This window comes from Simiduia sp. (assembly GCF_058345725.1).
In genome coordinates this window covers 88,192-101,314 of record NZ_JBTUOC010000014.1, presented here as the reverse complement: position 1 = coordinate 101,314, position 13,123 = coordinate 88,192, and the positions used below count along the sequence as shown (strand labels likewise).

Genomic DNA, 13,123 nt, shown 5'->3' with positions numbered 1-13,123 from the left:
TAATACTGGCTAAATGGGGAATATGCGAGTTTTCCGGCGGATATACCGAAAATAATTACCAGAATGCCCGAACATTAAATTAGTTTCATCTGTAATATTTCTACAGAAATGGACGTGCACGCCAGTGCGCCCGCCTCACTGCGGCCTCAAGGCACTATATAGTGTGGCCCGACAGCCTTAAAGGTATGGACATCGGTGACTCTAGTCACCGGCTCTGGCGCCTTGGCCATGGGCTCTGTACCCAGCAATAAACGGCGCTGGGGATCAAACACCTGAAAAGCAAAGGTTCTGAGTGTAACGGCGTTAACCTCCTGCAAAGCCGCCAGCAGCCGCTCACGACGGTTGAAATCAACCTGCCCGCGCGGGCCGGCCTCGGCGATATCATCCCAGTACAAGCCCGCTTGCTCGGCCAGATTTCGGGGCTTCTCCTGCAGCTCGGCCATAACTGCCGCGCGCTGTGCCTCTAGATCGTCCGCCAACCAGGCGGGCATCTGCTCGATAAATTCATCAAAAACCGCGCGCAGGGCCGGCGCATCGGCGCCCGGCGATTGCGCCACCAACACCAGGCCCGGGTAGTCCGCGATGGGCATTTGCCCGGCAAACACCACGTAACCCAGCTGCTGCTCAGTGCGCAAGCTGTTGAAAAAAGGTGCGCGAATACTCTGCGCCAAAATCATCAAATGGGCCCGCGCTAGATCGCTGTCATCGGGGGTCTGGTGATACATCACCAACGCGTGATCATCGTGCATCACGTCCACCTGGCGCTCGTAACCGCCCCAGGTGCCGGTCAACAGTTTAAGCCTACCCGGCAAATTCGCCACCGGGCCCCGCACCAACTGCTGGCCCACCAGGGTCGCCAACTGGCGAGCCTCGGCGGGCAGCAGGTTGCCGTAGGCCAACATGTCCACTTGACTGCCCTCGGCAAAGCTGCGGCTAAATCGCTTCAGATCCGCCAGACCGGTATTGCCTAGCGCTTCAACCAACTCGTGGGCCGGCCAGGCCGGGCTGTACAGTGTTGGCACCAGCTGTTGGATGAGCTGAATATAGGGCGGCTGCTTGTTGCCGTTTTGCGTACGCCGCATTAATTCCGAGCGCAGATTGGCAAAGCGCGCTGAATCCAAGCGGGGGCTTACCATGGCCTCTAGTATTTCCGTGAGAAGCAACCCCTGGCGGTCGTTGTAGCCCGCCACTGTAATATCAAAGCCGCGGGCAGTGGCGCGAATATCAAAGCCCAGGCCTGCGAGAAATGCTGGGTAGCTGTATTCGTTGAGCTCGTCCAGCACCATGGCGGCATAGAGGTCCGCCTGCACGCGGCCCTGTATGCCCGCCGCCACCGCCGGCGAGCGCAACTGAATACGAATGACACTGCGGGGTAAATTAAATTCGTCGTCCTGCTTAAACCACAGGCGCAGATTGCGCTCATTGATCATGCGCTCGGGAAAGCGGCTTTTGCTGACCACGTCGCGCACCTGTAATCGGCCGGGTACAAATGGATTAGGGCGCGGCAATTTCAATTGGGCCAATTGCGCGGCCTTTAATGTCTTCACTGGCTTGGCCGCATTGATGCGATAGGGCGTTTGATACAGAGGCGCTACGCGATCAAACTCGGCGCGTTTATCCGCCACCAGGGTCAAGGCGTTGTCGGGCACTAAATATTTTAAATAAAGGTTGAGCAGGCTAGGATCAAAATTACTGTAGAGGTACGGTGCCTGCAGCACATCCTCCGGTGGATAGCGATGCATGGCGCTGGCCAGGCCCTGCACAAGGCTGGCGGGGTTGCGCATTTCCTGAAAACGAAAATTAATGGCCGCTAGCTGTTTTAACTCCTCAAACCGCCAGGGGTCTAGGCCCTGCTTGCGTATCAGCTCGATAGTGGCAAATATCCAGCGCTTCACTTGCTCGCGCTGTGCCAAACCTTTCTCGGTCAGGGCCACAGAAATGACAAAGGTACTGCCATAGGGGCCAAGGTCGCTCTCACCGGCCCAGAGGGATTCCGCTAAACCCTCGTGTTTCAGCGCTGACAGCAAGCTGTTACGCCCCTCGTGACCCAGCATATTCGCCAGCTGTACCAGTGGCTTCTCCCGATAGTAAGCAGTGGCAACCGGCACGGGGAACAGCATGCGCAGCTCGCGCAATTGCTTCAGCGGTTGATAGACCACTTCGCTGGGAAGTTGCTCAGGCGTAAACAGTGGCGTATCGCGCTTCAAAGGGACAGTGTCCGCGTTGCGCACTGCGCTAAAATTCGCCAGCACCAATTTTTCCAGCGCATCCAGGGATTCGCGCCCCAGAACCACCAGCGCCATTTGATTGGCAGCGTAATAGTCGCGGTAAAATGCAATAAGTTCGTCGCGTATTGGGCTGTCGGGCCTGTCGGCCAGAGTGTTGAGATTGCCCACCGAAAAACGCGATGCCGGGTGTGCTGGGTTGCCTACCGCATTGAGAACAGCATTAGCGCGCCGGCCGTCGTCTTGAATTTTCGCCAGAAATTCAGCGTGCACCGCCTCGCGTTCGCGCGCTACATAGGTTTCGGAAAAGGTTGGTGCGATAAAAAATTGCGCAAAGCGCTGCAAGGCTTCGGGTAAAAATTCCGGCCTGACATCAAAGAAATAATTGGTGTGATCCAAGCTGGTATAAGCATTGTGGCGGCCGCCACTTTTACTGATGAATTGCTGGTAAGCATCGGGTTCTGGGTATTTCTCCGTGCCCAGAAACAGCATGTGCTCTAAAAAATGCGCCAAACCCTCGCGCCCCACCGGGTCTTGCGCACTGCCCACGGCCACCTGCAAGGCCGCCGCCGACTGCTCTGTGGTGGCGTCTGACACCAGCAGCGCCCGCAGGCCATTGGGTAGCGTCAGGTAGCGATAGCTGCGTCGGTCATTAGGGCTCTGATGGGGCACCAAGCGCACAATGTCCGCATCGGCCTGGGTGTCACCAGCCACCTGCGCCAGTCCAACGGCTGGCAGCATACAGGTGCCCAGAAAGACGCACCAAAGCCACGGTGGAAAGCGCAATACAGTCAACATCTTTTCCTTAGTTACGGTGTTCAAACAACGGGCGCACCTGCGTCCGCTGGCACCTTAGTGGGCCAGGCATTGAGCACCGCTTTAATCAGCGTAGCCAGCGGGATGGCAAAAAATACGCCCCAGAACCCCCAAAAGCCGCCGAACACCAGCACCGCCAGAATTATCGCCACCGGGTGCAAATTAACCGCTTCAGAAAATAAAACCGGCACCAAGACGTTGCCATCGAGCGCTTGGATAACACCATAAATAGCTAACAGCCAATAAAATTCACTGCTCAGGCCCCACTGCCACAGGCCCACGATCACCACCGGTAATGTCACCACCGCAGCACCAATGTAGGGCACCAACACCGACAGGCCAACGGCAATCGCCAGCAGCAGGGAATAGCGCAGGCCCAGAAAAACGAAGGCCACGTAAGACACCGCGCCCACAATCAATATTTCCACAGCCTTGCCGCGGATATAGTTGGCGATCTGGTCGTTCATTTCCAGCCACACCCGTTGCATGATGGGCCGGCGGCGCGGTAAGAAGCCACTCAGCCAACCCAAAATCTGACGGTGATCTTTAAGAAAGAAGAATACCAGGATGGGCACCAGCACCAGGTAAATCAGCGCGGCCACCAACATCGGCAGGCTGGCCACCGAATAAGTCACCAGGCTTTGCCCCACTTCGCCCAGCTCGAGATTGGCCACCTTGGTCACCTGGCGCACGTGTTCCTCTGAGACAAATTCAGGGTATTTACTAGGTAACTGTGCGATCTGGGCTTTGGCCTCCTGGGCCATGCGCGGCAGCTCTTCCACTAGATTGCCCAGCTGCCGCCACAGGATTGGCATGACCACCAACACTAGCGATACGATGACCCCCACCAGCATTAAAAATGCCGCCCATACCGACAGCGCTTGAGAAACGCCCAGCTGGGTCAACCTCGCCACCAGCCCCTGCAGCAGGAACGCCAGAATCAGCGCAGCAATCATCGGTGCCAACAAAGTGCCCATGGTAATGACAATGAGCAGGCCTAACGAGAGCAGTAACAACAGTACCACCGCCTCTTCGTCGTAAAAATAGCGCTGGGTCCAACTGCGGAAAATATTTAGCATTTGTGGTCAGTTCCTGGGCAAGTTTGCACCTGTGGGGTGCGAATCCTAGCGCTTTTGCAACCAATAAGAAAATAGCTTGTGGCTCGCTTCGCTGTAGAGGAGCTGATGGCCACTGATGTCGCAGAAAGCGGGAATATCTCGCTGCGCACCGGGATCGGACGCCTGGATGCGTAACACTTGACCGCTCGCCAGTGAATTCAGGCCCTGTTTGGCCTTTAACAAGGGCAGTGGACAGGCCAGACCACAGGCATCGATGAAAAGGTCTTCCCGCTCGGGTTTCACACACTTGTGCATTGCTACTCCACACTATGAGGCCAGGGCCCATTAATCGACTTGCGCACGCAGAATAAAGGCTGAACCACTGGGCGCAAACGGCGTCTAAGCTGTTCAACCCAGCCCGCGACTGGTGGCTTCACAGCGAACCAGATAAAGTGGCAACAGTTTACCTTTGGGAGAGCCGTGAGTGCCCACGCAAAACACACCCGTTACCGCCAAACCTTGTCCGTCTAGCCGATCTGGGCTCAGCCTACTGCGCGCGGCAAGTTGCTGTATTGCCCTGTTGGGTACACTGCTGTCGCCGGCACAGGCCCAAGATGTCAAACTGCCGGCACTGGGTGACGCCACCAGCGGCATTGTATCACCGCAGCAAGAGCGTGAATTAGGAGAATCCTGGGCGCGGGCCTTCCGGGCCCAGGTACCCACCGCCCACGATCCACTCATGATCGACTATCTGGAATCCCTGCTCAATACACTGGCCGACTACAGCCAATTGCAGGACAAGCGCCTGGAATTACTGTTGGTGAAAAACCCCACCATGAATGCCTTTGCTGTGCCTGGCGGCGTAGTTGGTGTGCACACGGGCTTACTCACGACCGCCATGACCGAAAACCAACTGGCCTCGGTATTGGCGCACGAGCTGGGGCACTTGTCGCAGCGCCACTTCGCCCGTGGTGTCGAAGCGCGCCAAAACGCCAGCATACCCACCACCGCAGCCATGCTGGCCAGCCTAGTGCTGATGGCGACAGCCGGCGGCGATGCCGGCATGGCTGCGCTGGCCGCCACCCAGGCGGCATCGCTGGATAACCAGCTGCGATTTTCCCGGCAAAATGAGCAAGAGGCCGACCGAGTGGGCATGGATACCATGGTGGCGGCCGGACTGGACCCCTATGCCGTACCCGAAATGTTCGAGTCGATGCTACGCACCACGCGCTACTCGCGCCGACCACCGGAATTTTTGCTCACCCACCCAGTGACCGAATCGCGCATTGCCGACTCGATGAATCGCGCCTCGCGATTCCCTCGGCGCCAATTTTCGCAGAGCCTGACTTTTCACCTGATGCGCACCCGCGTGTTACTGATGCAAGAGGAAAGTCCACAAGCGGCCATCAAACGCTTCACCAGCGAAATTGAAGGCGATAGCCTGCACAAGGAAGCCAGCCGCTACGGTCTCGCGTTGGCCTATATCAAGGCCGGCCAACCCGACCGCGCCCAGGAAGCTCTCGCGCCACTGCTGGAAATGCAGCCAGAGCAACTGGAATACCAGCTGGCGCTGGCTGAGATTTACACAGCTCAACGCCAGTACGAGCGGGCCACTGGCATTCAGCAGGCGCTGTTAAAACAAACACCCGAGAGTCACCCCGTGAACATGGCCTATGCCGACACGCTGATGAAGGCAGGCTACTACCTGCAAAGCGAGCAAGTATTGGAGCGCCACTCCCGCCGCCGCAAGAAAGACCCCTTGGTATGGTATCAACTGGCCGAGGTGCACGGGCTGGCGGGCAATATTCTGGGCGTACACGAGGCCCGGGCCGAATACTTTATCTTGAACGGTATTTACGATGCCGCCATGGTGCAATTGCGCAATGCGCTGAAATTGGCGGAAGGCAACTACCACACCACGGCCATTCTGCAAGAACGCGTGCGCGACGTACGGGAAATGCAGGCCAAAGCGGATATGCGCTAGCGGCCACTGTCATGTAATTGTCACAGACAATAGCTATTGTGGCTGAGTATCTCCTCATTGTGCATGGGTCAACCTTGCGCATACTGACTGGTAGCCAGTTTTGAGCCCCCGCCTTCGGGGGCTTTTCTTTTGGGTAATCCCCTGCTGTGTTCGTCCCATAATTGCGTAAACTTTGCCAATCAAACCAATGATGAAAGAGTGACTATGTTGCCTATTACCAATGATGCCGTTGAATTGGGCTTGCTGGCCGCCATTTTGGGCGGTGTCTTTTACACATCCCAAAGCAATCACCCACTGCTGCGCGGATTTTACCGCTACGTACCGGCGCTGCTGCTGTGTTATTTTTTGCCGTCGCTTTTGACGACCTTTGGCATTATCGATAAACAGTCCCAACTCTACTTCGTCGCCTCGCGCTACCTGCTACCTGCAAGCTTGGTGCTACTGACCTTGAGCATCGATTTCAAAGGCATATTGAGCCTGGGGCCCAAGGCACTCATTTTATTTTTTACCGGCACCTTGGGTATCGTTATTGGCGGGCCCTTGGCATTGCTTATTATGTCCTGGCTAATACCCGACGTACTGGGCGCCAATCTCGATCAGGTTTGGCGCGGGATGACCACCATTGCCGGCTCGTGGATTGGCGGCAGCGCCAACCAAACGGCCATGAAGGAAATCTTTGGTGTTTCGGACCAGATTTTCTCCTCGATGGTGGCTGTGGATGTGATTGTGGCCAATCTTTGGATGGCTGTGCTTTTAATCATGGCCGGCCGCAGTGAAGCCATTGATAAATCCATCGGCGCAGACACTTCAGCTATTACAGACTTGCGCCAGCGCGTGGAAAAACGCCAAGCGGAAATTTCCCGCTTGCCCTCCCTGCCCGATCTGATGTTAATTTGCGCCGTGGGCTTCGTGATTACCGGCATTGCCCACTTTGCCGCCGATATCATTGCGCCCTGGTTTGCCACCCACTTTCCCGGTACAGCGCGCTTTAGTCTAACAAGCGGCTTTTTCTGGCTCATCGTTATTGCAACTACGTTGGGCATGCTGCTGTCGTTTACCCGAGCGAAACACCTGGAAGGTGCCGGAGCCTCCAAGGTGGGCTCGGTGTATATCTACATTTTGGTGGCCACCATTGGCACCCACATGGACATCACCGCGATTTTTGAGAATCCCGGCTACTTTTTGCTAGGCGGAATCTGGATGTCTGTACACGCGGCCATGATGTTAATTATGTGCAGGGTATTAAAAGCGCCGGTGTTTTATATGGCCGTGGGTTCACAGGCCAATGTGGGCGGTGCTGCGTCAGCCCCGGTGGTTGCCGCCGCATTCCACCCATCACTGGCACCGGTGGGCGTGCTGCTAGCGGTTTTAGGTTACGCAGTTGGCACCTATGCCGCCTGGTTCTGCGGGCAGGTTCTGCGAGTTGTTGCCGGCTAGCCCACTAGCGCGTCAACCCTAAGCCCAGCGTCAGTTGGGCTTAAAGCCATTGTCCTCATTTTGCCAAACAAGGTCATCGGGACCGTCCAGCGAGGTGTATAGGTTGACCCAGCCCTCGCGGATAACCTGTGCGGGTTCGGTAAACAACCGCTGAAAGGTATCCACATGTTCCAGGCCTTCAACACCCGTCATCCCTACCCAGCTGTTGCGACCACTGAGCTTGGCGGCGTAGAGACACAAATCGGCAATATCTACCACTTGATCCCAGCGGTAGTGACCGGGACGGTCTGTATAAAAAGGGAAGCAGGCGAAACCGACGGACACCGTCAACAATACTGTCTCGCCAGTGCCCAGCTTAAAGGGTGTACGCTGCACCAGCGCTCGCAAACGCTCGGCCTGCAGCGCAGCATTTTCGCGCTGGCCACACCGGGCCACTGCCAAAAATTCTTCGCCGCCCCAGCGCACCGTGTAATCGTCATCCCGAAAGACTTGCGCCAAGCGCTGCTGCATTTGCGTTAGCACCTCGTCGCCCGCGGCGTGTCCATGTCGATCGTTAATACTTTTAAAGTGATCTAAATCGACTAGGTAAAACACCAGATCAGACTGCACCGGTAAGGGCGCACGTTGTTGCAGCCAGTTCAGGTAGTCGCGCATGCTTTTTGCGCAATCCTGCTCAATATGCGCGAGCAAATACCGGCGATTGGCCAGACCCGTGAGAGGATCGGTGTGGGCAACCTGCGCCAATTGGGCGCGGCAGTTTGCCAGAGCATCTGTGAGCGCCTGATTATCTTGCGCCTGCGACTCAGCCTGCGATTGCAGCTGCACTAGGCGACGGCGCAGACGGTGGCGTGCCATCAATGCCAGCAGGAATCCCAAAAATACCAACGCGCCGACAATCATCGCATTGCGCTCAAAGGCGCGATGTGCCGCAATTTCCGCCTGAATATTTTTATCTTTGGACAGCAATTGCAGCTGTTGCTCGCGCTGCAAAAACTCCACACTGGCGCGCACTTTGGCCAGCGATTCACTGCGAATTTCATTTAGTCGCTGGGCGCGCAACCGATTGTGATCGCGCAATGTGGCCAGCGCCTTGCCCACCTGCCCCTGGGCTTCATAGACGTCGGACAGCGCCCGGTAAAAAGCCAGCATAGTCTCATTGTCCAGCAACTCGGCATGGCTTAAGTTCTGGTCAATTACTGCCTGCGCCTCGGCCAGTGCACCTCGCCGCAACAGAATACGCGCCTGGTACAGATCGAGCTTGCCTTGCAGCTCCGGCGCCGCTTGCAAGGGCATTTCAGATTGCGCTTGCTGAATGTAGCTTAAGGCGGCATCTAGGTTATCTGCCCGATATTCCAACTTGGCCATGTTGGTAAGTACATGGGCAATGTTTTCTGAGGCGCCCAATTCCTGAAACATGGCCAGCGCCAAAGTGCCGTTCTGGCGGGCCAGGTCGAACTTGTCTAGGGCGCACTGAATATCTGCCAGTTTGTAGAGCCCGTAGGCTTGACTGCTGCGGTTATCCAAGGCGCGGTCGAGGTCGATACTTTCCGAAAGGTAAGCCTCAGCGGCCGCAAAGTCCTGTAGTTCTCGGTAAATTTCACCAATGTTGTAGAGCGAATCGGCAACGCCCGGTTTATTGGCGAGCGATCGACGAATGTCCAGCGCCTGCGCATGAGCCGCCAGCGCCTCCTCCAAATCGCCCATGCGCTCTAAAATAACCCCCATTGCGTTAAAGGCGTCGGCCATTTCCGCGGTGGCGCCCACCTCGCGAAACAATGCCAAGGCTCTGCGGGCATTGGAAAGCGCCGGGCCATATTGAAATAGCGCGCGCTGCGCGTGGGCTTCGGCATTTAATGTTAGACCGCGATCCAGGCGATCGGCCTCTGGATTAAATTGCAGTCGCGCCTTCTGGTACAGCGCCAGTGCGTCCTGGTAGCGTGTTTGAATGGCGGCAATGCGGCCCAACTCCCGCAGCGCAACCCCTTGGTAACGCGCATTGTGCTGCGCCTGCGCAGCTCGCTGCAGGGCCTGCGCCGTATCACTGGCCAGCGTTAAACGCGATTGAGCCACATAGGCTCGGGTAAGTAGGGAAAGTAATTCAAGGTGAGTTTCATCGGCGTTGGCCGCGCTAGCCGCTCGCTTGGGCTCCAAGAGCTCGATGACCAAGGCGGGCTGGGTCACCAGCAGCGCGCGCGCCTGTTGGAGGTCTACCGCTTCAGCCCACAGGCTGGCAGAAAGGCACATGCCCAAGAGCCAGAGCCAAATCGGGCCAGTACGCGGGTAACACTGAGCGGCAGGTGCAGTCATGGGCAGCAAAATAGGCGATAAAGCCCGGCATTGTACCAGAGCCGCTCCTGGCGCCGTGAGGACAAAGGCTTACAAAACCAAGCGTTGTAAGCCTTTTTAAGACCTGACGCTAAAATTTAGCCGACAGTTCAGCCGTGGCATCTGAGCGCTGAAACCAACGCAATTTGCGTAGTTGCGCTCGAATATCACCACCAGCCACATACAGACAAGGAATCATGATTAGCGTAATTACCGTGGCAAACAACACGCCAAAGGCCAAGGATACCGCCATCGGAATGACAATTTTTGCCTGCATACTGGTTTCCATTAGGATTGGAAAAACGCCGATGAAGGTGGTTAGCGACGTCAGAATAATGGCCCGGAATCGACGGCAGCCGGCATCCAATACCGCCTGCATCATTGCGATGCCCTCGCGCCGGGCATTGTTGACGTAATCCACCATGACCAGCGAGTCATTTACCACCACCCCGGCCACTGCGATCAGGCCAAAAACAGACATTACACTCATGTCCATGCCCATGATCATGTGGCCTATCATGGCCCCTATCAGGCCAAAGGGAATGACGGACATAATCATCAGCGGCTGCGTATAGGATCGCAATGGAATAGCCAATAGCGCAAACACTACCACCATTGACAGCACAAAGTTGCGCATCTGCTTGGCCTGATCATCCATTTCTTCCTGAACGCGACCCGACACAGAGCTGCTAACGCTGGGGTAATTTTTTAACATTGCCGGCAAAAAGTTGTCGCGAATATCGGTGGCGATTTTTTGTGGCTCGGCCTGGGCTGCGTCCACTGACGCCCAAATATTGATTGAGCGCTTGCCATTTTCATGTCGAATTTCAGCGGGCGCCTCAACAATTTTGAAATTTGCCACCTCTGACAGGGGCACATCGGCGCCGTTGGGTACACGGATGAGTGTGTCCTCCACCAAACCGATGGCGTTGCGCTGCTCTTCGGGGTAGCGCACCATTACCCGAATTTCTTCCCCATTGCGCAATATACGCTGCGCCTCAATACCGTAAAAACTATAGCCAACCTGACGAGCTACATCAGCCAATGTCAGGCCCATGGAATAGGCAAGCGGCTTGAGTTCCAGTTGCACTTCCTGTGTTTGCTGGCGGCGACTATCGTTAATATCGCCTACGCCCACCAAACTGCTCAACTTGTCGCGCAAATCCATAATGGCCAGGGTCAACTCTTCTTGGTTGGCCCCTTCTAACCTGAAACTGATATCACCATCATCGCGGTCGTTGCCCATTAAATTATCCTGAATGGTTAACGATTTAACACCGGGCAAAGGCGGCATAGCCTCGCGCCACTTCGCCGCCAATTCAAAGGTATCTATGGGGCGAATTTCCGGATCGACCAGCATTGTCATGATGCGCGCTCGGGTACGCGACTGCAGGTCCACGTGCATGCTTTTGATCATACTTTGCCCGTATTCCGCTCGAATTTCCTCGTCCACTGACTTCAACATTTTTTCCACGGCGAGCGCCGCATCCAAAGTGGCCTGTTCAGAGGCTGAAACTTGCATTTCTATATTGACGTCGGGGAAATCGCTCGGCACTTTTGGCGTGCCAATAAAGCGGATGATGCCGCTACTAAACAAGCCAATACTGATCAAAAGAATGCCAAAAAATGTCGTCAATACTGCGTAGCGATAATGCAGCAACTTTTGCAAGCTCGGGCGGTAGACATTTGTAATAAACTGTTTTAGTCCAGCGTCAATATGGTTGCGCGCCCAGTGAAACGGGTTCTTCGGGTTGTGTGGCCGCTGTTTCATATGCGCCAGATGCGCTGGCAATATCAATTTGGACTCTACCAACGAAAACAGCAGGCACAAAATAACTACGCCGCCAATGGCGATGGAAAATCCTTTTGACGGTCCCTCCGCCATCAACATGGGCATGAAAGCCGCAACCGTCGTCAGCACGCCAAAGGTGGCTGGCATGGCAACACGCTGAGCGCCCCGAATCACATTTTCAACGCTTTGGCCTTTTTGCTCCACTTCTTCATAGGCGCTTTCGCCAATCACGATGGCATCGTCCACCACCACGCCCAACACCAAAATGAACCCAAATAAGCTTGCCACGTTAATGGTAATACCCACCCATTCCATGGGCATGATCATAAGGGTACCGAGAAAGCTAATGGGCAGGCCCAACATGACCCAGAAAGCCAGGCGCACGCGTAAAAACAGCGCCAGAATCAAAAACACCAACAGGCCGCCCATATACATATTAGACAGCATCATGTCTAAGCGGCCCTGCAGGTAGTAGGTAAAATCCACCCAGGTTTCCAAGTGAACCCCATCTGGCAACTGCTCTTCTTTTTGCGCCACATAGTCTTTAACAACTTTAGCGACATTGGTAATACTTTGGTCGCGCGTTGCACCCACAAAAAACGCGACAGAATTCATGCCATTGAATTTAGAGTACTGAATACCGTCCTCAAAGCCGTCGTGCACTGTGGCCACATCGCCCACTTTGACAACTGTGCCATCGTGCAAGTTAATTAACGGAATTTGTTCGTACTGATACCCTCGATATGCCTGATTTTCGACTCGCAGTGAAATGTAGCCATCGGCCGCTTTAATCTGGCCCGCCGACATATTGCTGGACTCATTGCGAATGGCCTGGGCGATGTCCTGAAAGCTAAGATTGTACTCGCGCAGTTTATCTTTACTGACCTCGATGCCTATTTCATAACCCAAACCGGAGTAATATTCACTAATACTGACGCTGGGCAACACCTGAATTTCTTCGTGAATTCGCTTACCTAAGTCTTTAAGTTGTGTGGGCGATAAATCGCCGTATAGCGATAGATAGAGTACTTCCTGCTTGTATTTGAAGCGCTCTACGCGCGGGCGCTCAATGCCGGCTGGAAAGCTGGAGATGGAGTCCACTTCGCTTTTGACTTCGTCGAGCACCACTTGCGGGTCGTAGCCTTTTGCCACCTTTATGTAGGCCTGCGACATGCCCCTGCGGGAATAGGTAATCACGCGTTCCAGGCCCTGCAACCCCTTAAACGCCTCTTCGACCTTAAGTGTTATGCCCTCTTCCACCTCTTTCGGTGCAGCACCGGGGTAGTAGATTTGAACTTGCAACCAGTCGATCTCAATTTCGGGAAACATCTGCTGGCGAATGCTGAACGCAGAGATAAGGCCACCCAAAAATATAAAAATCATCAGCAAATTGGCGGCCACCGTATTGCGCGCAAACCAGGCAATCAGGCCCTTACGGGTAGGGTCGCTCGCAGGCGCCACTGTGGGAGTTGTATCCGTCACTGTA

At 55.3% G+C, this 13,123-nt stretch carries 7 protein-coding genes; 2 read left to right on the top strand and 5 right to left on the bottom strand.

The genetic code is table 11. The annotated features are described in order from the left end of the window. Positions 1 to 146: 146 nt before the first annotated feature. The 3 genes from ACW8F6_RS03865 to ACW8F6_RS03855 all read right to left on the bottom strand — a co-directional run bounded on the left by ACW8F6_RS03865 (position 147) and on the right by ACW8F6_RS03855 (position 4,414). Positions 147 to 2,966: an insulinase family protein gene (locus tag ACW8F6_RS03865; RefSeq protein WP_491574526.1), complete on the bottom strand. Its 2,820-nt coding sequence runs from the start codon at positions 2,964 to 2,966 to the stop codon at positions 147 to 149. Positions 2,967 to 3,043: 77 nt separating this feature from the next. Further along, a complete protein-coding gene (locus tag ACW8F6_RS03860) occupies positions 3,044 to 4,120 on the bottom strand; it encodes an AI-2E family transporter (protein ID WP_491574525.1) in 1,077 nt (358 codons plus the stop codon). Between the two features lie 45 nt (positions 4,121 to 4,165). Beyond that, positions 4,166 to 4,414, bottom strand: a complete 249-nt coding sequence (locus ACW8F6_RS03855) for a sulfurtransferase TusA family protein (protein ID WP_491574524.1) — start codon at positions 4,412 to 4,414, stop codon at positions 4,166 to 4,168. 169 nt (positions 4,415 to 4,583) lie between these two features. On the opposite strand from ACW8F6_RS03855, the gene ACW8F6_RS03850 reads away from it, so the two are divergent. Then, positions 4,584 to 6,083 carry a M48 family metalloprotease gene (locus tag ACW8F6_RS03850; protein ID WP_491574523.1) on the top strand — a complete coding sequence of 500 codons (1,500 nt, stop codon included), beginning with the start codon at positions 4,584 to 4,586 and terminating at the stop codon, positions 6,081 to 6,083. Positions 6,084 to 6,287: 204 nt separating this feature from the next. Beyond that, positions 6,288 to 7,520, top strand: coding sequence for a DUF819 family protein (locus ACW8F6_RS03845; protein ID WP_491574522.1), 1,233 nt, complete (start codon positions 6,288 to 6,290; stop codon positions 7,518 to 7,520). A gap of 30 nt (positions 7,521 to 7,550) precedes the next feature. Here the strand turns inward: ACW8F6_RS03845 and ACW8F6_RS03840 are convergent, their stop codons facing one another. Next, positions 7,551 to 9,764, bottom strand: coding sequence for a diguanylate cyclase (locus tag ACW8F6_RS03840; protein ID WP_491574521.1), 2,214 nt, complete (start codon positions 9,762 to 9,764; stop codon positions 7,551 to 7,553). Positions 9,765 to 9,936: 172 nt separating this feature from the next. Beyond that, on the bottom strand, positions 9,937 to 13,119 hold the full coding sequence (locus ACW8F6_RS03835) for an efflux RND transporter permease subunit (RefSeq protein WP_491574520.1): 3,183 nt from the start codon (positions 13,117 to 13,119) through the stop codon (positions 9,937 to 9,939). Between the last annotated feature and the right edge of the window lie 4 nt (positions 13,120 to 13,123).